Annotated in this window: 28 protein-coding genes, 1 riboswitch and 1 other annotated feature; of the genes, 11 read left to right on the forward strand and 17 right to left on the reverse strand. The window is 37.7% G+C overall.

Features of this window, described 5'->3' with window-relative positions; translation table 11 throughout:
* The 3 genes from C9J37_RS29000 to gerQ form a co-directional block, all read left to right on the forward strand.
* A partial coding sequence (locus tag C9J37_RS29000; RefSeq protein WP_235617131.1) for a hypothetical protein occupies positions 1-346 on the forward strand: 346 nt, incomplete at its 5' end.
* Between the two features lie 323 nt (positions 347-669).
* Entirely contained in the window at positions 670-1,038 is a 369-nt protein-coding gene (locus C9J37_RS15065) for a cell wall hydrolase (RefSeq protein WP_370510652.1), read from the forward strand.
* A 20-nt stretch (positions 1,039-1,058) separates the two neighbouring features.
* A complete protein-coding gene (gerQ, locus tag C9J37_RS15070; RefSeq protein WP_024362836.1) occupies positions 1,059-1,394 on the forward strand; it encodes a spore coat protein GerQ in 336 nt (111 codons plus the stop codon).
* Positions 1,395-1,495: 101 nt separating this feature from the next.
* On the opposite strand, the gene C9J37_RS15075 is transcribed toward gerQ, so the two are convergent.
* From C9J37_RS15075 to C9J37_RS15095, 5 genes are all read right to left on the reverse strand, one after another.
* Positions 1,496-2,686 (reverse strand): amidohydrolase, encoded by a 1,191-nt coding sequence (locus C9J37_RS15075; protein WP_107895991.1) that lies wholly within the window; start codon positions 2,684-2,686, stop codon positions 1,496-1,498.
* A gap of 237 nt (positions 2,687-2,923) precedes the next feature.
* Positions 2,924-3,304 (reverse strand): DUF423 domain-containing protein, encoded by a 381-nt coding sequence (locus tag C9J37_RS15080; protein WP_107895992.1) that lies wholly within the window; start codon positions 3,302-3,304, stop codon positions 2,924-2,926.
* Between the two features lie 61 nt (positions 3,305-3,365).
* A complete protein-coding gene (locus C9J37_RS15085) occupies positions 3,366-3,632 on the reverse strand; it encodes a YwdI family protein (RefSeq protein ID WP_107895993.1) in 267 nt (88 codons plus the stop codon).
* A complete protein-coding gene (locus C9J37_RS15090; protein WP_107895994.1) occupies positions 3,629-3,808 on the reverse strand; it encodes a uracil-DNA glycosylase in 180 nt (59 codons plus the stop codon). The genes C9J37_RS15085 and C9J37_RS15090 overlap by 4 nt, the downstream gene beginning before the upstream one ends.
* A 76-nt stretch (positions 3,809-3,884) precedes the next feature.
* On the reverse strand, positions 3,885-4,562 hold the full coding sequence (locus tag C9J37_RS15095; protein WP_107895995.1) for a uracil-DNA glycosylase: 678 nt from the start codon (positions 4,560-4,562) through the stop codon (positions 3,885-3,887).
* A 171-nt stretch (positions 4,563-4,733) separates the two neighbouring features.
* Here C9J37_RS15095 and thiD point away from each other — a divergent pair, with 171 nt between their 5' ends.
* The gene (thiD, locus tag C9J37_RS15100) at positions 4,734-5,564 is read left to right on the forward strand and encodes a bifunctional hydroxymethylpyrimidine kinase/phosphomethylpyrimidine kinase (protein ID WP_107895996.1); all 831 of its coding nucleotides are present in this window, start codon (positions 4,734-4,736) and stop codon (positions 5,562-5,564) included.
* 463 nt (positions 5,565-6,027) lie between these two features.
* Here thiD and C9J37_RS15105 read toward each other — a convergent pair whose 3' ends face one another.
* Entirely contained in the window at positions 6,028-6,576 is a 549-nt protein-coding gene (locus tag C9J37_RS15105) for an acyl-CoA thioesterase (RefSeq protein WP_024362829.1), read from the reverse strand.
* A gap of 164 nt (positions 6,577-6,740) precedes the next feature.
* Here C9J37_RS15105 and C9J37_RS15110 point away from each other — a divergent pair, with 164 nt between their 5' ends.
* The 3 genes from C9J37_RS15110 (at position 6,741) to bshB2 (ending at position 8,654) form a co-directional block, all read left to right on the forward strand.
* Positions 6,741-7,022, forward strand: a complete 282-nt coding sequence (locus C9J37_RS15110; RefSeq protein ID WP_024362828.1) for a hypothetical protein — start codon at positions 6,741-6,743, stop codon at positions 7,020-7,022.
* 578 nt (positions 7,023-7,600) lie between these two features.
* Entirely contained in the window at positions 7,601-7,951 is a 351-nt protein-coding gene (locus C9J37_RS15115) for a YojF family protein (protein WP_107895997.1), read from the forward strand.
* Positions 7,952-7,964: 13 nt separating this feature from the next.
* Entirely contained in the window at positions 7,965-8,654 is a 690-nt protein-coding gene (bshB2, locus tag C9J37_RS15120; RefSeq protein ID WP_069512873.1) for a bacillithiol biosynthesis deacetylase BshB2, read from the forward strand.
* A gap of 41 nt (positions 8,655-8,695) precedes the next feature.
* On the opposite strand, the gene C9J37_RS15125 is transcribed toward bshB2, so the two are convergent.
* Positions 8,696-9,442: a MeeY/MeeF family manganese export membrane protein gene (locus C9J37_RS15125; RefSeq protein ID WP_069512874.1), complete on the reverse strand. Its 747-nt coding sequence runs from the start codon at positions 9,440-9,442 to the stop codon at positions 8,696-8,698.
* Between the two features lie 281 nt (positions 9,443-9,723).
* Here C9J37_RS15125 and ilvA point away from each other — a divergent pair, with 281 nt between their 5' ends.
* Positions 9,724-10,986 (forward strand): threonine ammonia-lyase IlvA, encoded by a 1,263-nt coding sequence (ilvA, locus tag C9J37_RS15130; protein ID WP_107895998.1) that lies wholly within the window; start codon positions 9,724-9,726, stop codon positions 10,984-10,986.
* A gap of 193 nt (positions 10,987-11,179) precedes the next feature.
* Here the strand turns inward: ilvA and C9J37_RS15135 are convergent, their stop codons facing one another.
* From C9J37_RS15135 to C9J37_RS15170, 8 genes are all read right to left on the reverse strand, one after another.
* Positions 11,180-12,577, reverse strand: a complete 1,398-nt coding sequence (locus C9J37_RS15135; protein ID WP_107895999.1) for a right-handed parallel beta-helix repeat-containing protein — start codon at positions 12,575-12,577, stop codon at positions 11,180-11,182.
* Positions 12,578-12,677: 100 nt separating this feature from the next.
* Entirely contained in the window at positions 12,678-13,472 is a 795-nt protein-coding gene (locus C9J37_RS15140) for an ABC transporter ATP-binding protein (RefSeq protein WP_024362822.1), read from the reverse strand.
* A complete protein-coding gene (locus C9J37_RS15145; protein WP_107896000.1) occupies positions 13,465-14,493 on the reverse strand; it encodes an ABC transporter permease in 1,029 nt (342 codons plus the stop codon). The genes C9J37_RS15140 and C9J37_RS15145 overlap by 8 nt, the downstream gene beginning before the upstream one ends.
* A gap of 226 nt (positions 14,494-14,719) precedes the next feature.
* Positions 14,720-15,742, reverse strand: coding sequence for an ABC transporter substrate-binding protein (locus tag C9J37_RS15150; protein ID WP_107896001.1), 1,023 nt, complete (start codon positions 15,740-15,742; stop codon positions 14,720-14,722).
* 452 nt (positions 15,743-16,194) lie between these two features.
* Positions 16,195-16,710: a hypothetical protein gene (locus C9J37_RS15155; protein ID WP_107896002.1), complete on the reverse strand. Its 516-nt coding sequence runs from the start codon at positions 16,708-16,710 to the stop codon at positions 16,195-16,197.
* Between the two features lie 46 nt (positions 16,711-16,756).
* A complete protein-coding gene (locus tag C9J37_RS15160) occupies positions 16,757-17,314 on the reverse strand; it encodes a hypothetical protein (protein ID WP_107896003.1) in 558 nt (185 codons plus the stop codon).
* A gap of 682 nt (positions 17,315-17,996) precedes the next feature.
* On the reverse strand, positions 17,997-18,218 hold the full coding sequence (locus tag C9J37_RS29690; protein WP_107896004.1) for an AAA family ATPase: 222 nt from the start codon (positions 18,216-18,218) through the stop codon (positions 17,997-17,999).
* A 226-nt stretch (positions 18,219-18,444) separates the two neighbouring features.
* Complete coding sequence (locus C9J37_RS15170; RefSeq protein ID WP_107896005.1) at positions 18,445-18,669, reverse strand: hypothetical protein; 225 nt, start codon at positions 18,667-18,669, stop codon at positions 18,445-18,447.
* Between the two features lie 80 nt (positions 18,670-18,749).
* Between C9J37_RS15170 and C9J37_RS15175 the strand changes: the two genes are divergently transcribed.
* From C9J37_RS15175 to trpB, 3 genes are all read left to right on the forward strand, one after another.
* Entirely contained in the window at positions 18,750-19,523 is a 774-nt protein-coding gene (locus C9J37_RS15175) for a hypothetical protein (RefSeq protein ID WP_107896006.1), read from the forward strand.
* A gap of 215 nt (positions 19,524-19,738) precedes the next feature.
* Positions 19,739-19,783, forward strand: a riboswitch (PreQ1 riboswitch).
* A gap of 6 nt (positions 19,784-19,789) precedes the next feature.
* On the forward strand, positions 19,790-20,272 hold the full coding sequence (locus C9J37_RS15180) for a QueT transporter family protein (RefSeq protein WP_107896007.1): 483 nt from the start codon (positions 19,790-19,792) through the stop codon (positions 20,270-20,272).
* A gap of 138 nt (positions 20,273-20,410) precedes the next feature.
* Positions 20,411-20,604, forward strand: a binding site (T-box leader).
* Positions 20,605-20,663: 59 nt separating this feature from the next.
* Positions 20,664-21,839 carry a tryptophan synthase subunit beta gene (trpB, locus tag C9J37_RS15190; protein WP_107896008.1) on the forward strand — a complete coding sequence of 392 codons (1,176 nt, stop codon included), beginning with the start codon at positions 20,664-20,666 and terminating at the stop codon, positions 21,837-21,839.
* Positions 21,840-22,242: 403 nt separating this feature from the next.
* Here the strand turns inward: trpB and C9J37_RS15195 are convergent, their stop codons facing one another.
* Together C9J37_RS15195 and C9J37_RS15200 are read right to left on the reverse strand one after the other, a co-directional pair.
* Positions 22,243-23,868 carry a long-chain fatty acid--CoA ligase gene (locus tag C9J37_RS15195; RefSeq protein ID WP_107896009.1) on the reverse strand — a complete coding sequence of 542 codons (1,626 nt, stop codon included), beginning with the start codon at positions 23,866-23,868 and terminating at the stop codon, positions 22,243-22,245.
* 270 nt (positions 23,869-24,138) lie between these two features.
* Complete coding sequence (locus C9J37_RS15200; protein WP_107896010.1) at positions 24,139-25,092, reverse strand: L-threonine 3-dehydrogenase; 954 nt, start codon at positions 25,090-25,092, stop codon at positions 24,139-24,141.
* Between the last annotated feature and the right edge of the window lie 20 nt (positions 25,093-25,112).

The following is a 25,112-nucleotide window of genomic DNA, read 5'->3' on the forward strand; positions in this document are numbered from 1 at the left end:
CCTTCAGATTCCGCATCGCCACGGACACCCTTGCTCTTGGCTAACCTCTACTTCTGTCTTCGGGGTTCGGGACTTGCACCCTATAGTTCATACGCATGCCGGGCGCACGCAAAAAAGTGTTAGATTGATTGGGTTCAATCGAACACTTTTTCTCTTTTGTCCCAGCCTACTATTAATAATGGGAAGTTCTAAACGTAAAATTTCAAGAGCTTTCATCCTTAACTTTCAAAATAATAATAATCGTATTAATGAAAAAACCTACCAAGATTATTACTATAAAAAGATACCAATGGAGGGGTTGACCATAGATATTCCCAAGCAAAAATGCGAGCACTGCACTTACTAAAATTCCAACCCAAACACCTTTCTCCATCTCTCGTCACCTCACATGTATTCATACACATGCAATTTTTTCTCTCATAATCCCCTAATGTAATGTTTATTTTATCTTTACCCCATTTAATATAGTAACTATCGTAAAACGACCTTATTTTGAACGGACTCCCCCGTTATTACTAATATATGCTTCATCATTTTGATTTGTGAATTTCTTTCTTATCAAAATTGAACATGTCTACAATACCTTCATGCATATACTGTTTGCGAGGAGGTTTGAAAATCGCTGTAATAAAGACGAATGATGCACAAACAGCTTTGCTTGCAAGGCTTATGCGTGCGGAAGCTGAAGGCGAAGGTGAATTAGGCATGCTGATGGTCGGCAATGTTGGCGTCAATCGTGTACGAGCAGATTGTCTAGATTTTGGTGATATTCGAACACTGGAACAAATGGTTTATCAACGACCAGGGGGGTTTGAAGCAACAACAAAAAGTTATTTTTATCAACGGGCACGTGAACAAGATCTTCGATTAGCAAAAAGGGTTATTGAAGGTGAAAGATTTCATCCGGCTACCCGCTCTCTGTGGTTTTTCCGACCTGCGGGTGACTGCCCTGCACAATGGTATGGACAGTGGAATACAGGACGTTTCAAATCGCATTGCTTCTTCTCTCCAACGGAAGAAGATTGCCCTCAAATTTAAATGAAAGAAGGTTGATACTTATGATGCCTTACTATTGGACACCGACAACACAGCAACAAATGACGCCTCCTCCAGTGACGCTTCCAAGCGGACGGCCACCTGGACGTGAGGAATCGTATATTGAAAACATCTTACGTTTGAATCGAGGAAAACCTGGTACTTTCCACTTTTCCTTCGAACATGCTGTTGAGCAAGGGAAAAACACCAAAACTGTACGAGGTGTTGTAGAAGCTGCAGGTCGGGATCACGTTATTTTACGAGAAATCAAATCGAATCATCGTTTTTTATTCCCAATGATTTACTTTGATTTTGCTGAATACGATGAGGAAATGTCTTATTTCAATCAAAATCCATAACTGAAATGAGGTTAGGAAAAAAGAAAAAGTGTTAGATTGACGCAATCAATCTAACACTTTTTTGCCGCGCAGTTGTTATCCGATTCTACAGCTACCAGCAGCTATTCATTTTCTTCTGATATTTTTTGTAAATATTGCAAAGTCGCTTTTCCTAATGTTTTTGCTGCAATGAGCATTGCACGTTCATCAAAATCAAAGCGGGCATGATGATGTGGATAGGCTGTTTGCCATTCGGGCTTTTTGGCACCTGTAAAGAAAAACGCACCAGGTACTTGTTCAAGATAATATGCAAAATCCTCGCCAATCATAAACGGCGAACACGTAATGACATTTTCCACCCCTGGAATTTCTGCCGCAAGCTGGGCAACAAATTGGGTTTCATTTGCATGATTATAAACAGGAGGATACCCTCTTGTATAACGATATTCATAACTTGCTCCGAAGGCAAGACAAGTAGCTTTTAAGACCGCTTCAAGCTCTTGTTCCATTTGTGTACGTACCTGCTCCTCAAATGTCCTTACTGTACCAGTTAATGCTACTCGTTCTGCAATAACATTAAATGGATTAATGGCTTCAAAATGCCCAATTGTCAAAACTGCTGATTTTAATGGATCTATTCGTCGAGCGACTAATTGCTGGGCATTGATAACAAATTGAGAGGCTAGTACAACCGCATCAATGGAATGGTGTGGTTCTGCTCCATGGCCGCCTTTTCCTTGAATAAGAATTTCCGCTTTATCGGCGGCTGCCATTATAGCTCCCTCTCTTACTAAAATATCCCCAAGTGGTGTTGGTGCCCATAAATGTGTCCCAAAGATCACATCGACCCCATCTAGGCAACCATCTTCAATCATCGGCTTTGCCCCGCCTGGTGCAACTTCCTCCGCATGTTGATGAATAAACACAACATTCCCTACTAGGTCATCCTTCATAGCATTAAGCGCTTTAGCCAATCCAAGTAAAGTAGCGGTATGTCCGTCATGTCCACATGCATGCATTTTACCGTCGATTAATGATTTATAAGGCACATCATTTTCTTCTTGAATAGCTAATGCATCGAAATCAGCACGTAACGCTACTGTTTGTCCTGTCTTTGCACCGCGTAACGTTGCCACAACGCCTCGTCCGCCTACTTGTTCCCGTACTTCATGCCCTAACGCTCTATGAAAAGCTGCTATGTATGCAGGTGTTTCCACTTCTTCAAAAGATATTTCCGGATACTGATGTAGATGACGACGAATCGCTACCATCTCCTCATAGCCATCATCCAATAACGCAAATAATTTTTCCATATACCATTAACCTCGCTTTCTACTTTCGTTCCTTTTTTTGGTAATACTAGTGTACCCTACAAATCCTTACAAAAACAATAGGAATCAATATAATCAAAATGCTGTTTCTATTGTGGAAAGACATTCTATTGATAAAAAAATAGTATGCCAGTTTACCTAGCATACTATTTTAAAGTTTAGAGACATACCCTCGTTACATATTTTTTGTACAAATACCTGTGAGGAAAAATTCATTTCTCATTTTGCATGTTTTAACGCACTAACGATAATTAGCACCCAACCAGCTAAAAATAACACGCCACCAATTGGTGTAATTGCCCCTAATACTTTAATGCCACTTACCGCTAACACATATAAACTTCCTGCAAAAAAAACAATTCCTAAATTTAAAAAAATACCTGCTAACTTTAATTGTTTTACCTCACCTAGTAATTTAGAGCTCATTAAAAGACCGATGACTAGCAGACCTGTAGCATGGAACATTTGGTATTGCACAGCTGTTTCCCAAATGCTAAGACCATATTCATCTACAACATCTTTTAATGCATGTGCACCAAATGCACCTAGTGCCACTGCTAAAAAGCCATGAAGTGCACCTGTGACAATAAATTTTTTCATCGTATTTACCCTACCTTTTTCTCTAATACTCAATTTTTTAGTCTAATGTTGCCATCATAAATTAAAAATCAAAGATTGAATCACCATTTGCGCCATCATCATGTTGGATTTTTGCGCTGTATAAATTGGATGGCTTTTGTTCAGTAGCTAACATTTGCGGTATATGTTTTGACTGAACATTGGAAGTTTCTATAGGTAAATCTAGCACTACATCACATAATGCACGAATAGCTGTCAGTGCTTCACGCATTTGCTGTTCATTCGTTGCATTTTTTACACTAGCTAATTGTTTTTCAAGCTGCTGTATGACAGCTTCATATGATATCATTGCGCTCTCTCACCTTCTGCTTTTGGCACGAATTTTAGACATTCCGTACCAGACGATTGTTTAACAACAACTGATGGCATTTGCTTCGTTTTAAAACCATATGCCACACAAGCACGCGGTGTTTGCGGGTCCCATGTTACTTTAAAATATTGACATTTAAAACAATTTACCTGCATCGCTGTGCCCCTCTTTCTTCTATTATAAACTGTACCATGATTTTTCTAGTGTATAAAGCAAACGATTTGTGCCACTTTATACTAAACACCAATCAATCGGTTGCTCTCCCCACTCCAGTAGTTGTGCATTGACTTGTGAATACGGTTTGCTACCAAAAAAGCCTCTATATGCACTTAATGGACTCGGATGTGGCGCTTCTAAGATGACATGTGGGGTTGCGTACTGATGAATTATTTGCTTTTTGCGCTGCGCGGGCTTGCCCCATAGTACAAAGATTATTGGTTTTTGTCTTGCAGCAAGTTTATCAATAACCATATCCGTAAACTGTTCCCAGCCTTGCTCCTTATGGGAGTGAGCTTGTCCTGCTCTTACTGTGAGCACTGTATTTAAAAGCATTACACCCTGCTCTGCCCATTTCGTCAATGTGCCATGCTGTGGTATTGGACAACCAATATCATCTTGTAATTCCTGTAGCATATTGCGTAAGCTTGGTGGATGAGGGACATTGGGCTTTACAGAAAAGCTTAGACCATGCGCTTGATTCGGTCCATGGTACGGATCTTGTCCTAAGATTACCACTTTTACATCATGATAAGCTGTGCAATAAAATGCATTCATAACATCATGCATTGGTGGATAAATAGTCTGTGTCGAATATTCATGGGCCACAAATTGACGTAAACGTTGATAATATGGTTTTTCTAATTCTTTTGCTAGTATTGTTTGCCAATCATTTGGGAATACTTCTTTCATTGAAATGCCCCTTTCTTTTATTTACAACGGTACAAAAAAATAACGTGTTATTCAAGTTTCAATTGATACTGACCTTATAAAAATATTGATTTCTGACTATTTTTACAGAATCAGATTAAGACTATACTAAACGGTAGATTAAACTATTCTTTCATGAAGGAGATCTTTCACATGGCTCTTAAAAAAACTTTAACAATCGCAGGTTCAGATACATCTGGCGGCGCAGGCATGCAAGCCGACCTTAAAACTTTCCAAGAACATGGCACATACGGTATGGTGGCATTAACAGTAGTTGTAACAATGGATCCAAATGGATGGACACATAATGTAACGCCATTGCCAACAGAGCTTCTTCAAAAACAAATTGATACAGCATTATCAACAGGCATTGATGCAGTAAAAACAGGAATGCTTTCAACAGAAGAGATTATTCGTATGGCTGGTGAGGCGATCGCCAAGTCTGGTACTTCAAATGTTGTGATTGATCCTGTTATGGTATGTAAAGGGGATGACGAGGTTTTAAACCCTGGCAACACTGACGCTATGATTCAGCACTTGCTACCACTTGCTGCCGTGACAACACCAAACCTTTTTGAAGCTGGACAATTAGCTGGTACAGGTACACCAAAGTCAATTGATGAAATGAAAACAGCGGCCAAAAAAATTCATGAACTAGGTGCAAAAGCAGTTGTCATTAAAGGCGGAAAAGCATTAGCAACTGAAAAAGCAACAGACTTATTTTTTGATGGTGCCACATTCTACTTATTAGAATCAGAAAAAGTCGCTTCCACGTTTAACCACGGTGCAGGCTGTACATTCGCTGCTTCTGTGACAGCTAATCTTGCCAATGGACTATCTGTCAAAGAAGCTGTAATTGAAGCAAAAGAATTTGTATCGGCTGCCATCGCACATGGTTGGGCGTTAAATGATTATGTAGGACCAGTTATGCACGGTGCTAAGTCTCGATTTGGTGCTCCAGCAGTTACTGTAACTGAAATTTAATAAATAAGAAGCTGGGACAAAAGAGAAAAAGTGTTAGATTGAACCCAATCAATCTAACACTTTTTTGCTATGCCGTTGTTGTCCGCTACAGCGGTGCTTTCCGCTCAGCACAGTAAGCCGCAACCCTCGCTATCGCGCAGGCTGCCCGCGTCTTACATTATGTGCTGTTCTGAGCTGGAGTCACCGGCTTCGCTACCAACAACTAGTGAACACTTCTAATTTTTTAATTGCAAAAACAAGAATAGCTAAGGTCTCCATATAGCAAAAATTTATGAACAGCTTTCCTCTATTCCTTAAATTTTTTTAGTTATGTCCCAGCCACTTTCTTACGTAAATCGGTAGACGCTTTCCGAAAGGTTTACCAGCGTTTTTTTCTAGCTTATCAGCGCTTTATAAGCTTTTACTAGCGCTTTACCCTCATTTACCCGCGATGTACAGGCTTTTACCAGCGCTTTACCCTTAGTTACATGTAATTTTCCATCAGTTCGAGCCGATAATCCCATGGATCATTCATGGATATAAAACTAGCTAATGCCTTACTTTCTTTTTTGCGCTCCGCCCGTACTTTTGCTCTTTCAGAAGCAGTCTCGTGCAATTTTGTTTCCTCAACTGTTTCAGGTATAACACGCGGTACTGCAGCAGGCCGATTTTGTTCATCTAGTGCTACAAAGGTTAATAAAGCAGTGGCTGCAACTTTACGCTCACCTGTTTTTAAATTTTCGGAGATGACTTTCACAAACACCTCCATCGAGGAAGTTCCAGTCCATGTTACATATGACTCAAAATAGACAGAATCTGTTGGACGAATCGGATGTAAGAAATCGACCGAATCGGTGGAAGCAGTGACACAATCTCTGCGACTATGCTTAGCAGCGGAAATTGATGCGACCTGATCAATATCGCTCATTAAACGACCACCAAAAAGAGTATTATGATTGTTTACATCATTCGGAAAAACACGACTTGTCCGCATCACTCTTGATTCCTTACAAAACTTATAATCTTTTATCACATCAATTCCCCCTATTACTTTTTTCTACTATAATGCAATATATTTCTAAAAAAAGCAATTAAATTATCTGAATATTACAATACTTTACATTTACATAATAAAAGTGGACAAGATACCGTAGCACAACACATGCCATATATTAGCTGTATATGGGAGGGAGACGTATGAAAAAACATAAATCTGAGGAGACAACTGAAGAATCACGCTTGTTAGCTGGAGAAATAACATCTTCTAAAATGGAAGTAATCGCTTCAATTGTATTAACCCTCGGGTATTCACTATCCACCCTCGCAACGATATTAGCGTTACAAGAGGAAGAGGAAGATGCGCAATTACTCGCTTCCAATTCACAAGATCAAAATCAACAATTTAAACAAATGTGTAAACAACTACAAAATGTTAATAATCGTTTAGAATCCATTGAAAAGAAACTTAATCGTTTTTAAAAGAGACATATCTTACTCCCACACGCTCCGCGATTAACCTTAGGAAGCTTTAAGAGCAATCTGATTTTGATGCCCATTATTGAAAAAAACCACAATTCTCCGTCATAAAAGAGAATTGTGGCTTTTTTACTATACTATGATAATGAGCTTTCATGTCTTCTTTGCACGCTACAGCCCTATACCAGATGTAGAAGGACGTCATCTATTGTACCAAGATAGAAATCGTTTTTGTCTAGCTTATATTCCCCTTCTGCATGGTGAACTGTCACTCTACGTGTGAGAAGTCAAATATGCAACATCTTTTCGTATTGTGAAACCGCATACAAAATAAAACGACACTTTTTGTACAAATTTGCTTTCACACTTTATATATTGATACATGGCAATAACTTTTTCAAGAATTTTGCTTAAAGAAATTGCAAGGGAATGATATCCATTTTCAATTCCTATATCTATCCTATTTCCAAACACTCCACAAAAGAACCCAACATAAATTTGTCATAAAAAGGGCATTCAATTTCCCTTTATGACCTTTTTTGACTATACTTAATAAAGAAATAATCGAGAGGAGTGTTAAGATGCAAGAAGTACAAGTAGAGACGTTGCAGGAATTATTGAATTCTTTCGCCAACAAAGACGTTTATATTCATCTTGAGACGACAAACGGTTCTTACGCAGCACACTACGATGAAAAATTTTTTAATGCTGGAGCTTTTATTCGTAATGCAAAAATCAATTACGAACTGGCTAAAGTAGTGGATAACTCTCCACATCGTGTCGGTTTAAAAATGACACATGGTTGGGTTTATGCTCAAGGTATTACACATTATGAATTAGATGATTTAGGCCGTTTGTTAATGGCTGGACTAGACTATTCAGGTAAATTGGCGATAGCACTGGAAATTAGCGAAACGCCATTTACTTATTAAGGGGGACGACTATTTGAATTTACAACCACAACGTCATATTTTAATTGTTTACCCTCACCCAGATGATGAGGCTTTTTCAGTTGCTGGAACGATTGCCTATTATACGAAAAAGATGAATACACCTGTTACATATGCCTGTTTAACATTAGGTGAAATGGGTCGTAATTTAGGAAATCCACCATTTGCTACGCGTGAATCATTGCCAGAAATTCGCCGCAAGGAGCTTGTCGCTGCTGCTGACGCTATGGGCATTCAAGATTTACGTATGCTCGGCTTACGCGATAAAACAATTGAATTTGAAGACGACGAAAAAATGGTCAAGCTTGTAGAAGGTTTAATTGAAGAGTTAATGCCTTCGCTTATTTTTACTTTCCTTCCTGGCTTCGCGGTGCATCCTGACCATGAAGCAACAGCACGTGCTGTTGTAGAAGCTGTGCGTCGCATGCCTAAAGCGGCGCGACCTCAAATTTTTGGTTGCGCCTTTGCGAACGATACAATTGCTAAAAATGGTGAACCACATGTCCAAATCGACATCCGCGAAATGAAGATGGATAAAGTAAAGGCTTTACAAGCGCATGCTTCTCAAACTGGATGGATGATGCAAGAAACAGAAAAGCGCATTGATGACGGAGAGCCCATGAGCGAGAGCTGGCTGAATGTTGAAAAGTTCTACATTGTTAACCCTGATAATTATGTAAAATAATACAAAAAAAGCGGTTGTAACCTTTTAAGGCACAACCGCTTTTATTTAGCTATTTTTAATTTATTAAACACATGGATAACCATCGTCAAACCAAAGGCAACGACTAAAATAATAAAAAATAAATAATGCGGTACATATATACCAAATACAGTCACTAACATTTTAAGCGCAATAATCCCAATTATGATAAATGCCGTCGCCTCAAGCTCTGGAATTTTTTCGATAATAATTAAAAATAATCCTGCAATTGTTCGCATCATTAATATACCGAGCATGCCACCTATTAATAACACCCAAACTTGATCGGATATTGCAAAGGCAGCAAAAATGGAATCAACCGAAAACGCAATATCCATTAGCTCTACAGAAATAACAGTAGCCCAAAATACGCCAAATATCCGCACCATTATTCCAGACTTTTTTACTTCTTTGACACTGTCCTCTTGTCCTAGTTGTAAAAAATGCGCAATACTAATCCACCCTAAATACAATGCGCCCAACACTTTAATAAACCAAAACTCTACTAAATACACGCCAATTCCGATAAATAAAAAACGGAAAAAATAAGCCCCTAGCATACCATACATTAACGCCCGTTTACGTTGCTTATCGGGTAAATGTTTGACAAGTACCGCTAGTACGAGCGCATTATCTGCCGACAGTAATCCCTCAATGACAATGAGCGATGAAATTAATCCCCACGATACCGGATCTGCTAATACTTTTTTCCACATATCCCAATCGAAAAATTGCATATATGTAGATAGTATCCCATGAATAATGTCCAAATGCTTACCCCCTACTTGTCCTAAACTAATATATGCTCGGCGTTCTTCGTTATGAAAGTTTCTCCTTCTGTCATTTTTTAAAAATTTTTGATAATTCAATTTCTAGAAAACTCGAACAATAGACGTTTTTTCTCGAACATCATAAATTATGCTACTTCCATGAATTAAGATAAGAAAATGGACACCGAAAATTTAGAATTTACTAAAAATTTATAACAAAAATCGAAAAAAATATGCTATCATAGATGAATGTTTTATACGTAAAACGGAGGATGAATACTATGGAAGTTGCTGACACTAAAACAGTGCAAGTAGAGAATATTTTAATTGCACATCACTTTTTAAAAGATGTAGTCGTGCATACGCCACTACAGAAAAACGATTATTTATCAGAGAAATACGGTGCTAATATTTATTTCAAACGTGAGGATTTACAGCATGTTCGCTCATTTAAACTTCGCGGTGCTTACTATAAAATTAAAAAAATTGAGGAAGAAGCGCGCATTAACGGTGTTGTCTGTGCCAGTGCAGGGAATCATGCACAAGGTGTTGCTTACGCCTGTGCACAGTTAAAAATTCAAGCGAGCATTTTCATGCCTCAAACAACCCCAAAACAAAAAATCGACCAAGTGCGTATGTTTGGCCGTGATTACGCTGAAATTATTTTGGCAGGAGATACTTTTGATGATGCTGCTGAAAGTGCAATGGCCTACTGCGAAGAACAAGGTAAAATTTTTATCCACCCATTCGACGATTTTGACGTCATCGCTGGACAAGGCACAGTTGCTGTTGAAATTATGAATGACATGGAAGAACCAATCGACTATGTTTTCGGAAGTATTGGCGGCGGTGGATTAATGTCAGGTGTTTCAGCTTATGTGAAAAACCTTTCCCCAAACAGTAAAATTATCGGTGTAGAGCCAGCCGGTGCAGGCAGTATGAAAGTTGCATTTGCAGAAGGTGGCGCAGTGGCACTCGATTGGATTGACAAATTCGTTGACGGTGCTGCCGTAAAATGCGTCGGTCACCACACTTATGATGTTTGTCGCCGTTATTTAGACGATATCGTGCTTGTTCCCGAAGGAAAAGTATGTACAACCATATTAGATTTGTACAATAAACACGCGATTATAGCTGAACCCGCTGGCGCACTATCAGTTGCTGCTCTTGACAGTTATAAAGAAGAGATTAAAGGCAAATCTGTTGTAGTTATTATTAGTGGCGGTAATAACGATATCGGGCGTATGCAAGAGATTAAAGAGAAATCTTTAATTCACGAAGGATTACTATACTACTTTATCGTAAGTTTCCCTCAACGTGCAGGTGCACTTCGTCAATTCCTAACAAGCGTTCTTGGACCAAACGATGATATTACAACTTTTGAATATACGAAGAAAAACAATAAAGAGAGTGGTCCTGCCTTAGTGGGCATCGAGCTAGGCAATCGCGATGATTATGAAGGATTGTTAAAACGCATGAAAGAGTTTGGTTTCAACTACAAAGAAGTAAATAACGACATCCAATTATTCGGCCTACTCGTGTAAGGTCTTTTAGGGCTACTAAAAGGAAAATAGCGCACTAGAAATAGTTCTAGTACGCTATTTTCTATAAGTGTCAGGCACTCAAACAATTCTGAATTCTGACATAACGAAGCTCCCTAGATCATAGCATGGAATTATTGACAATAGCATAGACCCACAAAACAAATAAGAACAATACGAGTCCTAGAATACAAAATCAAAATACAATTTTTCTTGCAAGAGAATCCTCTTTTAACCTAAAATCATATTTGTTTGCATTTTGATATTTCGGGTCTATATAGCTAGACTTCTCATCACTTTTTGAGGCTTTTTGAAATTTAGGAAAAGATGTATATTCTTTCTCTTTCCATATCCAAATACCCGTTTCTCCTTTTTCTTTATGGAATACATTCTTTTGTAGTTTATTTTTTTGATTGGTTGTAAAATAGTTGGAGATAAAAATCCGCGATGGTCCAGCGGTTAAAACATTTCTTTCTATCACATTGTTTTTTGTATCATATTGTAATAATAGCTGTCCCCCATCTAGCCCCTTCGTGTCATTTCGATAAAGAATATTTTGAGAGATAGTAGAATTAATCGTACCTCCCCGATCTTCATCATACCCACCAATCGATATCCCAGTGTAAAAGTTTTCATAAATAATATTGTTTATTATTTTAATGTTATCAGCGTATTTTTTAGCATGCTCAGAGGTTGCTTCTATTCCAATATCACTTTTATAAACGGTATTCTTTTCAATGGTTATATTTTTTCCACCATCTACATAAATTCCGCCAGCAGCATAATCCTCCCCATAAGCTGGATTGCCATAAGAGGATATTTCATAAACTATATTATTCTTTACGATGCCATTCCGTACAAAGTCCACTTTTTTATCATTTGAAATGCCTTCATAACCAATTAGGTCAATCCCGATATTATCACTACGGCGAACTATATTATTTTCTACTTTAAAAACGTCAATATTTCCATTTAGAACAAGAGATTCACTTGCCCCTAGTTTCAAGTCTTCCAACGTATTATTTGAAATATTTATATCTTTCATTGTGCCAGTTCCGTATATAGCAATCCCATGGCCATTGCCATCATCTGCATGGGTTTCAATGCGCTGCACATGATTATTTTCTAGTGTAATATGGCTACTAGAACCTGTTACATAAATCCCCATTACTGTTTTCCCTGCTAAATCAGTAGATAAATCCTGGATAGTTAGTCCACTGATGGTCACGTAACTTTTATTATTTAACACCACTAAGGCTGCATCGTCTTCAACATCCTTCAAGTCCTTTCCACTCAGAACAACCTTTTCCTTGTTGTAGGCTTTAAATGTAATTGGTTTAGACTTGGTGCCACTATGTTTCACGACAAGTTTTTCATGATAATTTCCTTTTCGTATAAGGACGGTAGTACCGGCGCTTGCTTCTGAAGCCGCTTTTTTTAATGTGCGAAATGGCTTTGATTTTGTACCAACATTATCATCATTTCCATTTGTCGCAACGTAAATAACTTGATTCTGCTTATCTTCATTATTGTTTAAAACAAAGACAATCACCATAGCAACTGCTACCAAGAGGATAAAATAAATTTTTTTCATTAAATCATTCCTTATTAATAAATGTGCCAGGCACCCAAACAATTCAGAATTTTCACCAGCACAATAAAAACGCCCATACCTATGTGTGGGCGTTTAATCATTAGCCTAGCAATGCACGGTCAGAATTCATTTTTTCACCGCGAATGCGTTCGAATTCAGCCATTAAATCAGGAATTGTCAGTTCATGTTTGCGATCCTCGCCGACCTCCAAGATAATCTGACCTTTATCCATCATAATAAGACGGTTTCCTAAATCCAATGCTTGTTGCATATTGTGCGTGACCATTAGCGTCGTAAGATTATCCTTTTCAACTAAATGCTTCGTAATACGCGTAATAAGCTCCGCACGCGAAGGGTCAAGCGCTGCGGTATGCTCATCTAGCAATAGAATGGATGGCTTCGTAAACGTAGCCATTAAAAGTGATAATGCCTGACGCTCACCACCCGAAAGCAAGCCAACCTTTGCGGATAAGCGACTTTCTAAGTTTAAGCCTAGCATTTCTAATGATTCCTTAAAAAATTGTCGACGTTTTTTATCAACGCCAATACGTAGACCACGACTTTTGTTTCTTGAATACGCAAGTGCTAAGTTTTCTTCAATCGTCATAGTCGGTGCTGTTCCCGCCATTGGGTCCTGAAACACGCGACCAATGAAATGAGACCGTTTATATTCTGGCAAACTCGTGACATTATTACCGTCGATTAATACGGAACCAAAGTCCGGTGTTAACGCACCAGAAATCATATTCATCATCGTAGATTTACCCGCACCATTACTGCCGATAATTGTAACAAAATCGCCTGGTTTTAAATGTAAGTTTATTTCAGCAAGTGCAATTTTCTCATCGGGTGTACCTTCATTAAAAATTTTATTAATACCATCTAATTTAAGCAAGGCCTTTTCCCCCCTGCTCTACCGTTTTCATGTGTGAACGTTCTGCTGCCCGTTTTGCTTTGCGCTTTCGTTCTTTGTTTTTATCGACAAACTGAGGTAAGACAAGCGCTAAAATAACAATAATCGCCGTAATGAGTTTCATATCTCCTGAATCAAGGAAATCGACGCGTAGTGCTAACGCTAAAATAATGCGGTAAATAATAGCACCTGCGATTACAGCCAATGTAGTACGCATAATTGTTTTCGTACCAAAGATGGCTTCACCTATAATGACAGAAGCAAGGCCGATAACAATCATACCAATCCCCATACTAACATCCGAAAACTTCGAATATTGTGCGATTAAAGCTCCAGAAAATGCGACAAGTGCATTCGAAAGACCAAGACCAAGAATAATAAGCGTATCTGTATTCGCAGAGAAACTACGAATCATACGTTTATTATCACCTGTTGCTCGAATAGCTAGCCCGACTTCTGTTTTTAAGAACCAGTCCGCAATAAATTTAATTAAAATCGTGATGAGTAAAACTACAATCAACGTACCCCAAGTTGACGGTACTTGCTGAATGCCGATGCTTTTTAATACGTTATTTAATGCAGCATCGATACCTAAATTACTCCAAAATGTTTGAAACTTTGAAAACAAGGTTTCAGAGTTTAATAATGGAATATTCGGACGCCCTATCGTATTTTCTGCAGTTAACCCCATGATGCGCAAGTTAAGCGAATACAAGGCAATCATCATTAAAATCCCTGATAATAGCGGATTAATCTTACCTTTTGTGTGAAGAATTCCTGTCATACATCCTGCAATAAATCCAGCAACAATTGCCACTAAAGTCGCTAAGATTGGGTGGTAGCCAAGCAGAATCATTGTTGCTGCCGTAGCCGCCCCTGTTACAAAGCTTCCATCAACCGTTAAGTCCGGAAAATCTAACACACGGAATGTTAAGTAAACACCGAGTGCCATAATTGCATAGATGATTCCTTGCTCCACTGAGCCAAATATTGCTGTAAACATTGTTGAATCATCTCCTAAAAATTATCGTATCAATTATACTGAGGCGTCATTGCGCCAAGATGTTATCTAGCTTGTTCAATAGCTTCTCTTAAAATCTGTAAATTTTACTTGGAACTCAAATCTCTTCTTAATAAATGTAAAGATTGTCTGCTTGAACAAGTTAAAATGAAGAGAAAGCGGGGATAGTTCTCCCCCGCTTCAGCTTAAATGTAACATGACATATGCATTATTTTTCTAAAAGCTCTGCGCCCCAAGAATCTTTAATTTCAATTCCTAATTCGTCAGCAACTTTTTTGTTCACTACTAATTTCAAGTTTTGTGGATATTGAGCTGGTGTATCAGCAGGTGTTGCTTCACCTTTTAAGATTTTGACAGCCATTTGACCAGCTTCATAGCCGATATCATAGTACTCAAAGCCGTATGCAGCTAAGCCACCACGTTCTACAGAATCAAGCTCACCAACAATAAGTGGTAATTTATTTGCTTTTGCTACATCAATAACAGATTCTAATGCAGAAACAACTGTATTATCCGTAATAATATAAAAAGCCTCTACTTTACCAATTAACGATTCAGCCGCTTGTTTAACATCCGCAGAAGTTGCAGCTGAAGCCTCTTTTACTTTTAGACCTTGTTCAGCCATCACTTTTTTCACTTCTGTTACTTGCGCTACTGAATTTTGCTCACCAGCATTGTAAACCATACCGACGTTTTTAGCGCCAAGTTCTTTTAATAATGCTACCGTTTTAGAAATCGTATCAGGATGTAAATCAATTGTTCCCGTTACATTTTTCCCTGGTTTATCCATCGAATCAATTAACTGTGCACCCACTGCATCTGTCACGGAAGTAAAGATAATGGGAATATCGCCAGTTGCTGTAGCTGCTGCTTGTGCAGAAGGTGTAGAGTTAGCAAAAATTAAATCTACGTTTGCACTTACTAGGTTATTGGCAATTGTTGTATTTAAACTGTTATCACCTTGTGCGATTTGTGGATCATAATCCACTTTTAAGCCTGAATCCTCAATCGCTTTTTTGAACCCTTCTGTTGCAGCATTTAAAGATGGATGCTCAACAATTTGAGTAATCCCGATTTTATATGTTTTTTGATCTACACTACCGCTCTCACTTGCACTATTTTTTTCGTCACCTTTTGCATCTGATGAACTAGAACTACCGCTACCACAAGCAGCAAGCAATAATAATAATCCAAATAATAGGAACGAAAGCTGTTTCATATTGCGCTTCACAAATAATCCCCCCGACTAATACTCTATTATCTATCACACTTCACTCGAGCAAAGTGTGAATGTATCGCTATATTATCGTTATTATCGATATTCGTCAACAACATTATGAATGTTCTGACTTTTAAATTTGACAAAATATTTTACTTCTTCACTTAATTTGTCGCTTTAAACCGCTAAACTACTACATTTCTTAATTTATAATTCTTTTGTAATATAATAATAATTGTATGGCAATTTTTCGAAAGTTAAAGGTTGCCTTCATAATCCAAAAATTGATAAGGGCATAAAAAACGAAAAAGTGTTAAATTGACTACAGTCAATTTAACACTTTTTTGCTGCACCGTTGTTGTTCACTTCGGCGGTGCTTTCCGCGGGCACACCGTAAGCAGCAAGCATGCGAGGTATCCCCATCTTGCATTGAATGCACGTCTTGCCTTCAATGCGCCATTTAATTAACTACTTACAGATTCAATAGTAGCAAAAATTTGCGAGTAAACATCTTGAATATTCTGTTTCTTTTCCAACTTATATCTCCATGTATGTTCTTTAATTTTCTCATCAGTTCCTAAATCGAGAAACCCTGTTGCGAAATTAGCAGGCTCAACATCGATAATATCATCATACTGAACACCTTCATTGACAAATGGTACATGTACTTTAGTCGATTGCATAAAAAATGTAGGAATTTTTAACGACCTATAAGCAGCTACATATTGGTCATCATCTGCTTCATGTAAAAATTCTTTCATAATCATAATGGCATCTAACTCTTTAGATAGGGATTCCGTATTATTTTTTAACTTCTCAAAAGTGATATCTTGAAAATCTATATTTTCTTCCCTTACTTCTGGAATCGCCCCAATTACCCCAATTTTTAAATCCCGCCCTTGATAAATTCCAAATTCTGTATTATTGCACCCGACGAGACAGATTAAAACCCCGATAAGCAAAGATGCAATTTTCTTCAAACGACATCCCTCCAGTTACGGATAATATCATTTTACTTTATCCTATCTAATAACCTAACACATCCCGTTTTGTCCTTAAGATTGTTAACGATGCATAATAATTACTAGTTGAGGCAATTGAATAAGTAGCACTGAAAACCGTAGTGACCCCAACAGTTCCTGTATGAGTTGACATTGTTAAATTGTAAAAATCTCCATTTATGATATAGAAAAAATGACCGTTGTATAATTCAACTACTATTGTACCATCGAAAGAAATTGGATTTGCTCGAAACTCTTGAAGAAGTGGCTTCGTATTTGTATCTATATATTGCGCACCACCACCACGGCACACATTCAGATACACAAGAAGAGTTGGTTTATAGGATCTATTTGGAATTGTTATCGGTGTACTAGTAGCTAACCAGCTACATGAAGATTTTGGCGCAAGAGACCTTTTTTCTCTAGAATTAGATTGAACTAAATTATCTGACATTGCCTGGTACGCTTCGTCTAAAGAAACACCTTTTATTTCTGCATAATGTTCAGCGACTTGTTCATCAGTTAGTTCTATCGTAATTTCTTCACCTGAGCTTAAGATTGCATCCAACTCTGCCTCACTCATATTTTTCCCATCTAATATTATGTTTGAATTAGTTTCATCATTAGCCTTTACATCTGAATCAATTAATGGAAAAAAATCAAAAGAAATAGTGTGAGTTTAAGTATCCTCATCTTGCTTTGCACCACTTTTCCCTTTTTCAAATTCAACTTTAATTTATTAAGTCATCTGAAATGGTTGCTATAGCAAATTTAAATATACTCGAGTTAATTTAATTTTATCGAAAACAGTACCGACATTTCAACCGACATTTTTTCTGTCGGTACACCAGTACTTTATACTTGAAAAACCGGAAATTTTTAAACCCCGCACAAAAGATGAAATACTACGAATATTTCTGCTATATCTATTTTTCACATTGCTATTTACAAACCTTTATAAATACTGCTATGATTTCACTTGCTTTCCGTGGTTCGTAACCATCCCACGAAAAAATTAAGTTACACTTACTTGCATTGAGTAATCTTAATAACAAAAAAACTCAGTAATATCAACCGTTTATAACTTTTTTGCTTAAATTAGAGTTTGATTTAGTTCAGATTAGTTTCTTTACCGTTTTACACATTTTTTACACATACAAAATTTCAATATCATTTGTATATTCGGCTGTGTGACTTATACCACCATTTGCTACAGCTACTTTTAAATCCGACTTCTTTGTCTCAATATACTTAGTTCTTATTTATCAACTTTCTCTAGACATTATGTTTTTAAAACATGTAGCTATACTCTGTGCCGAGGACGCACTTGCAAGGTTTATCGCTTTAAAATCATATTCTTCTTCGTTTAGAACTCTCCTCGTAAGCCAAGTTTTTCCTGTACCACTTTGACCATGAACTAAAATATATAAATCATTCCTAAGCGCATTTTTGAATTGGCGTTCATGGTCAGGACGAGATACATACATCTTAGCATCATATTAGAATTTCATTTATGTACACGTAAAAAGAAAAAGATAGCGATATAGAAAACTGGACATTTTAGGGAAGAGTTTAGATGTCTATAAAATGATGGTTTAACAAAAAATATAGTTTACATGTGAACGATGGAATAAATAGGTTATATATAGATAGTAGTGTATATAAAAAAATCTCCACTAAATTGCGTAGAGATTTTAATTTTACATAAAAATACTATTTTTTAAAAGCAAACTTATATCTGTTAAATATCATTAATAGTAAGAAAACTATAACCTCACCTATTAATAATTGCCAAAATACAGGATTTATCTGCTCCGTTATTGTTCCACCAACCCCCCCATTAACGAATTTATATAGCCATACATGTTCTGCCCAAAAGAATATAAACATTGTTTGAGTGACCAAGACAATTAGGAAAATAAACCAATATTTAAACATTTATACCAATTTCCTCCTTTATTTACACATATTTTTATATTATAATTTATTTGTACTTCAAAAAAAAGGGAGATGATTTCATGAGTATTATGAAAGAGAAAACTTTAAAGTTTGGGGTAATGGCAGTTTTAATGTTAGGGGTATTCTTTATTGCTTTTTCACAATTTACGAAAAAAGCCGAAGCTAGTGAAAGTGTTGGATTAGCAAATATGCTTCCGACAGTGAACGAAAACATTTTATACGATAAGAATGAAGAAAAATATTTTGATTTAAGAGAAAATGGTTATATTGATGAAATTTATGAAGTACGAGGCGGAGAAGTAGTAAGATCAATACCTATTCAAGAGTATATAAATCATCCAGAAGCAGAAGTACAAAGTTTAGAAGAGCCACATTTAGATTTGGAAGTACCGCTATTCACACCATATGCAGAATTAGTTTATAAATATACAGAAACTAGTAACGATGCAGTAAGAATTTTTGGCGAAAGAGCTAGTATTATTCAAGATAATCCAGGTCCTGGTGCAGATACTTTTTCACTTGCCTATTCATCTTCATACTCACATCAATTCTCAATTTCTGTGAATGCTGACATGCTTAAAGCAATTAAAGTAGGGGTAGGATATTCTTATACTGAAACTTCCTCTATAACTAGTACACATTCTATGACTATTAATGCTGGTTATTCGGGTTATTGGCGATTTGACCCTAATGTTAGAAGAACGATGGGTTCGGTAAAAAATAATAAAACGGGTGATACACAAACGTTGAGAGCTTATTATCCTATGCAGGTAGCTGGTAAACTAGACGGGACACTTGTAGCTGTAAAAACTCCTTTAAAACAAGGTAACTAATATTTAAAAAAGGACGAAATGGCTTTTTAGCTATTTTAGTCCTTTTTTCATTGCTTGTTTATCCTCAAATGCTCTATAAGTGAAATAAAGCACAAAGACATTGTCCTTATTAAAGAGCTTCGCGTAGAAGATGCAATACTACGAATATTCGGGCTACACAAATTTTATACATTGCTATTTACAAACCTTTATAAATACTGCTATGATTGCACTTGCTTTACGTGGTTCGTAACCATCCCACGAAAAAAAACTAAGGAGAAATGAATATGAAAGTGAAATTTTTAGCAGCCAGTGGCATTATTGCCGCGCTCTATATTGCTGTTACCATGCTCGTCGCACCATTTGGTTTTACAGAGGTGCAATTCCGCGTATCGGAAATTTTTAATCATTTAGTTGCCTTTAACCCTCGCTTTGCCGTTGGGATTATTATGGGTGTGTTTATTTCAAATCTATTTTCACCACTCGGTCCCTATGATTTAGTGTTTGGCGTTGGGCAGACAATGATTACGCTTGGCCTTTTAATTGTGATTTGTAAATTTGTCCAAAATATATGGGCGCGTTTAATCATAAACACATTTTTATTTACATGCACAATGTTTATCATCGCCTTCGAACTGAACTTAGCATTAGAATTACCATTCCTGTGGACATGGTTAACTGTCGCAGCCGGTGAATTTGTTGTATTAGCAGTCGGTGCACCGATTATGTATATGCTCAACAAGCGCCTAAATTTTAAAAATATGATTTAACAGACGAGTCTTTTCGATTCGTCTTTTTTTTTTACTTTCGGGCTCCTCCCCACTGCTTCTTCTCTTACAAATAAGGCTACAAAAGTATTTTTTCTTTTTCTTGACACTATTCTGAAAATATATTAAAATTTTTCAATAATAAATGTGTAGAAGAAGAGGAGTAGCAAGCAATCGTACTTTTAGAGAGCTGATGGTTGGTGCAAATCAGCAGTATGGACTTGTGAATGGACTTCGGAGCAGCCTTCCTAAAAGGTCGAACTAACTCCCCGTTACAGGAGTACAAGCGCGCATTTTTGCGAATAAAGGTGGCACCACGGTTACTCGTCCTTTTTATAGAGGAGTGGAGTGACCTTTTTTTATGGAAAATTTAGAATAGAGGAGTCGAGTGAAGATGGGTACAGCAGTAGAGCAAAAGGGATATTTCGGTGAATTTGGAGGTAGCTTCGTTCCTGAAGAGCTTCAAAATGTATTAAATATTTTAGATGAGAACTTCCAAAAATATAAAGATGATGAAGAGTTTAAAAATGAACTAGACTATTATTTCCGTGAATATATCGGTCGAAAATCGCCACTGTATTTTGCAGAAAATTTAACGAAGCAACTTGGTGGCGCTAAAATTTACTTAAAGCGTGAAGATTTAAATCATACTGGTTCACATAAAATCAATAATGTACTAGGTCAAATTTTACTTGCAAAACGTATGGGCGCAAATCGTGTTATCGCCGAGACAGGCGCAGGTCAACACGGCGTTGCAACAGCTACTGCTTGCGCAATGTTTGGCATGGATTGCACAGTTTACATGGGACTAGAAGATACAAAGCGACAAGCATTAAATGTCTTCCGTATGGAGTTATTAGGTGCTAAAGTTGTTGCGGTTGATAAAGGCCAAGGTCGTCTGAAAGATGCGGTAGACGAGGCATTTGCTGATTTAGTAGAAAACTATGAAACAACTTTCTATTTATTAGGCTCTGCGGTAGGGCCACATCCATTCCCTTCAATGGTGAAACATTTCCAATCAGTGATTAGCCGTGAAAGTCGTGAGCAAATTTTAGAAAAAGAAGGCAAACTCCCTGCTGCAGTTCTTGCATGTGTCGGTGGTGGTAGTAATGCAATCGGTGCATTTGCAGAATATATCGCCGATGAAGGCGTTCGTTTAATCGGTATCGAACCAGAAAAAGCAGCAACATTAAATGAAGGTACTCCAGGTGAATTACATGGTTTTAAATGCTTAGTATTGCAAGATGCACAAGGTAATCCCTTACCAACATATTCAATTGCTGCTGGTCTTGACTACCCTGGCGCAGGTCCGGAACATAGTTATTTAAAAACAATTGGCCGCGGAGAATATGTAACCGTATCAAATGACGAAGTGCTAGAAGCATTCCAAGTACTTTCAAAAGTGGAGGGAATTATCCCCGCACTAGAGAGCTCGCATGCTGTAGCACATGCTATAAAATTAGCACCATCGCTATCGCCTGACGAAAGTATTATTATTAATATCTCAGGTCGTGGAGATAAAGACGTTGAACAAGTATTCAATATGTTAAAAAATAAAGCTACACTATAGATTACTGTTTGCGTTCGGGAGCGTTCCGCGGGCACATCGTAAGCCGCAACCATCGTATCATATCGATAAAAAAGACAAAGCAGGCTGGGACAAAAGAGAAAAAGTGTTAGATTGACTGCCATCAATCTAACACTTTTTTTCTATGCCGTTGTTGTCCGCTACGGCGGTGCTTTCCGCTCAGCACAGTAAGCCGCAACCCTCGCTAACGCGCGGTCTGTTGCGTCTAACATTATGTGCTGTTCTGAGCTGGAGTCACCGCCTTCGCTACCAACAACTAGTGAACACTTCTAATTTTTTTAATTGCAAAAGCAAGAATGGCTAAGGTCTCCATATAGCAAAAAATTATGAACACCTTTCGTCTGTTTCTTAAATTTTTTTAGTTATATCCCAGCCTCTTTCCCTATTACACAAGCGTATTTAGCTTCGGATAAATTTCCGCTACATTGTCACGTAACTTAGCCTTCAAAAACTTTCCTACAGATGTTTTTGGGATTTCATCTAAAAAGACAATATCGTCTGGCACCCACCATTTCGCAAATTGGCTTTCTAAAAATGCTAGTAATTCTTCTTCCGTTGCTGACATCCCTTCCTTTAAAACGACACAGGCTAGTGGACGCTCTTGCCATTTGGCATGTGGAATTGCAATAACTGCTGCTTCAAATATAGCATCATGCGTCATTAGTGCATTTTCCAAATCTACAGAAGAAATCCACTCACCACCAGATTTAATTAAGTCTTTTGTTCGGTCGGTAATTTTAATAAAGCCGTCAGCCGTACGAACTGCAATATCTCCTGTAAATAACCAGCCATCTCGATAGGCATCTTTTGTACGCTCATCTCGATAATATTCATGTGAAATCCACGGACCACGTAAACGTAATTCACCCATGGTCTCACCATCCCACGGCACTTCTCCATGATCGTTGATAATACTTGACTCAATCCCAGCCATTGTCATTCCTTGCGTAGCACGAGCTTCAATACGTTTTTCAATCGGCCATTCTTCCATCCATGACATATAATTTGATAACGCAACAATTGGCGTTGTCTCCGTCATACCATAGACAACGATGTATGGGATACCGTATTTTTCTTCAAAAATACGGATTAAACGTGTTGGTGAAGCTGAGCCACCACAACAAATCGCGCGAAGCGAACTGATATCTCGCTCACGCTTCTCCTGCTCTTGTAGTGCTCCAATCCAAATGGTCGGCACACCCGCAGTCAATGTCACCTTTTCTTGCTCCACTAAATCTAAAATCAAATCAGAAGTAAATTGAGGCCCTGGCAGTACTTGTGTTGCACCGACATTGACACTTGCAAATGGCAACCCCCAAGCATTTGCATGAAACATCGGCACAATTGGCATCACAACATCGCGCTCTGATATACCCATGGAGTCGGACATACTTAGAATCATACTGTGTAACACTAAGCCACGATGTGAATAAACCACCCCTTTTGGATTTCCTGTTGTGGCACTTGTATAACACATACCAGCAGGTGCTTCTTCCTCTAAATCATCTGGAAATTCGAAGTTTTCATCTGCAGCAGCTAATAATTCTTCATAGGATAAAGCATTCGGTAACGTTGTCTCTGGTAACGTCTCTTCATCAGTCATAATAATATAGTGTTTTACTGTTTTTAACTCACTTGCAATATTTTCTATGATAGGGAGCAAATCAACATCAATCATTAAAATCTCATCCTCGGCATGGTTAATGATATAAATTAAATGCTCTTCGGATAAGCGAATATTAACCATATGCAAAATGGCACCAGAACATGGCACTGCAAAATACGCCTCTAAGTGGCGATGCTGATTCCACGCGAAGGAACCAATCTTCTTCCCCTTTTCCATCCCCAGCTTTGTCAGCGCATCTGCTAAACGACGCGTCCTTTTCGCCCATTCTCCATATGTTAAACGGTGAATTTTATGTGCACTTGTACGCGACACGATTGTCTTTCTAGCGAAGTAACTCTCAGCTCGCTTAAAAAAGTTTGTTAATACTAATGGTGTTTGCATCATATAATATCCATCCCTTCTTCTAAGTGAATTCCCCCAAACACTTGTAGAACATCTATGTATTCTTTAACGGAATACTATTAATATTCTGAATATGATTATATTAGAAAATTAATCATTATGCTATATATTCCAAAAATTTTCTTTTTTATACTCTGTTTTTCTATCCCGTTTTTTATTGAATAGTGTAATGTCAACAAAAAAACAGGTAAAGAAAAACAATGTCGTTTTTCTTTACCTGCGTTAATTTTCATTTGAAAAAGCTTTTATTTTTTATGAAATAGCCTTCTTTTGCAGTTTAATTTTTAATTTCTCCAACATATCAATAGTCATTTTTGCTAAATCATACTCTGCTTTAAAGCCCCATTCATTTTTGGCTGCATCAATATTGATAGAATTTGGCCAACTATCCGCAATCGCCTGACGAACCGGATCGACGTTATACTGCATTCGGAATTGTGGCAAATGTTTTTTAATTTCGGCTGCAATTTGTGATGGTTCAAAGCTCATCGCCGTAATATTAAATGCATTGCGATGAATTAGTTTACTACTATCAGCCTCCATTAAATCCACAATAGCTTGTAACGCATCTGGCATATACATCATATCCATGTAAGTTCCTTCTTGAATATACGAAGTATACTTCCCTTGTTCAATCGCTTCGTAGAAGATTTCTACGGCATAATCCGTTGTACCACCGCCAGGAGGCGTTACGTACGAAATCAATCCTGGGAAGCGTACGCCACGTGTATCTACCCCAAAACGATTGAAATAATAGTCACATAATAATTCTCCCGCGACTTTATTCACACCATACATCGTTGTTGGACGCTGTAATGTATCTTGTGGCGTATTATCCTTAGGTGTTGAAGGACCAAATGCACCGATCGAGCTTGGCGTGAAAAATTGTAAATTTAACTCACGGGAAACTTCTAACGCATTCATCAGACCACCCATGTTTAAATTCCAAGCAAGCAATGGATTTCTTTCTGCAGTTGCAGATAGTAGTGCAGCTAAATGCATCATCGTATCTGCACCAAAATCCTTGGCTAAATCATGCATCCTTTGTCCATCCGTCACGTCCAGCACTTCGAATGGCCCCTTTGTATGTTCAAGCTTTCGTATATCTGTAGCTAACACATTGTCCTCTCCATAAATACTTCGAAGTTTTTCTACCAGCTCAGATCCTATTTGACCAAGAGCACCTGTAACCATAATCTTTTTCATTTCTCAAAACCTCCACATAT

The sequence above is a fragment of the Lysinibacillus mangiferihumi genome (genome assembly GCF_003049665.1).
Classification (GTDB): domain Bacteria; phylum Bacillota; class Bacilli; order Bacillales_A; family Planococcaceae; genus Lysinibacillus; species Lysinibacillus mangiferihumi.

Coding starts and splice junctions, on each gene's coding strand:
- gerQ (WP_024362836.1), top strand. CDS start 1,059: ATGATGCCTTACTATTGGACACCGACAACACAGCAACAAATGACGCCT.
- C9J37_RS15170 (WP_107896005.1), bottom strand. CDS start 18,669: ATGTTTAAATATTGGTTTATTTTCCTAATTGTCTTGGTCACTCAAACA.
- C9J37_RS15200 (WP_107896010.1), bottom strand. CDS start 25,092: ATGAAAAAGATTATGGTTACAGGTGCTCTTGGTCAAATAGGATCTGAG.
- C9J37_RS15110 (WP_024362828.1), top strand. CDS start 6,741: ATGAAAAAACATAAATCTGAGGAGACAACTGAAGAATCACGCTTGTTA.
- C9J37_RS15095 (WP_107895995.1), bottom strand. CDS start 4,562: ATGAAAGAAGTATTCCCAAATGATTGGCAAACAATACTAGCAAAAGAA.
- C9J37_RS15090 (WP_107895994.1), bottom strand. CDS start 3,808: ATGCAGGTAAATTGTTTTAAATGTCAATATTTTAAAGTAACATGGGAC.
- C9J37_RS15195 (WP_107896009.1), bottom strand. CDS start 23,868: ATGATGCAAACACCATTAGTATTAACAAACTTTTTTAAGCGAGCTGAG.
- thiD (WP_107895996.1), top strand. CDS start 4,734: ATGGCTCTTAAAAAAACTTTAACAATCGCAGGTTCAGATACATCTGGC.
- C9J37_RS15180 (WP_107896007.1), top strand. CDS start 19,790: ATGAAAGTGAAATTTTTAGCAGCCAGTGGCATTATTGCCGCGCTCTAT.
- C9J37_RS15075 (WP_107895991.1), bottom strand. CDS start 2,686: ATGGAAAAATTATTTGCGTTATTGGATGATGGCTATGAGGAGATGGTA.
- C9J37_RS15080 (WP_107895992.1), bottom strand. CDS start 3,304: ATGAAAAAATTTATTGTCACAGGTGCACTTCATGGCTTTTTAGCAGTG.
- C9J37_RS15065 (WP_370510652.1), top strand. CDS start 670: ATGCGTGCGGAAGCTGAAGGCGAAGGTGAATTAGGCATGCTGATGGTC.
- trpB (WP_107896008.1), top strand. CDS start 20,664: ATGGGTACAGCAGTAGAGCAAAAGGGATATTTCGGTGAATTTGGAGGT.
- C9J37_RS15115 (WP_107895997.1), top strand. CDS start 7,601: ATGCAAGAAGTACAAGTAGAGACGTTGCAGGAATTATTGAATTCTTTC.
- C9J37_RS15145 (WP_107896000.1), bottom strand. CDS start 14,493: ATGTTTACAGCAATATTTGGCTCAGTGGAGCAAGGAATCATCTATGCA.
- C9J37_RS15085 (WP_107895993.1), bottom strand. CDS start 3,632: ATGATATCATATGAAGCTGTCATACAGCAGCTTGAAAAACAATTAGCT.
- C9J37_RS29690 (WP_107896004.1), bottom strand. CDS start 18,218: ATGTATGTATCTCGTCCTGACCATGAACGCCAATTCAAAAATGCGCTT.
- C9J37_RS15160 (WP_107896003.1), bottom strand. CDS start 17,314: ATGAGTGAGGCAGAGTTGGATGCAATCTTAAGCTCAGGTGAAGAAATT.
- C9J37_RS15135 (WP_107895999.1), bottom strand. CDS start 12,577: ATGAAAAAAATTTATTTTATCCTCTTGGTAGCAGTTGCTATGGTGATT.
- ilvA (WP_107895998.1), top strand. CDS start 9,724: ATGGAAGTTGCTGACACTAAAACAGTGCAAGTAGAGAATATTTTAATT.
- C9J37_RS15175 (WP_107896006.1), top strand. CDS start 18,750: ATGAGTATTATGAAAGAGAAAACTTTAAAGTTTGGGGTAATGGCAGTT.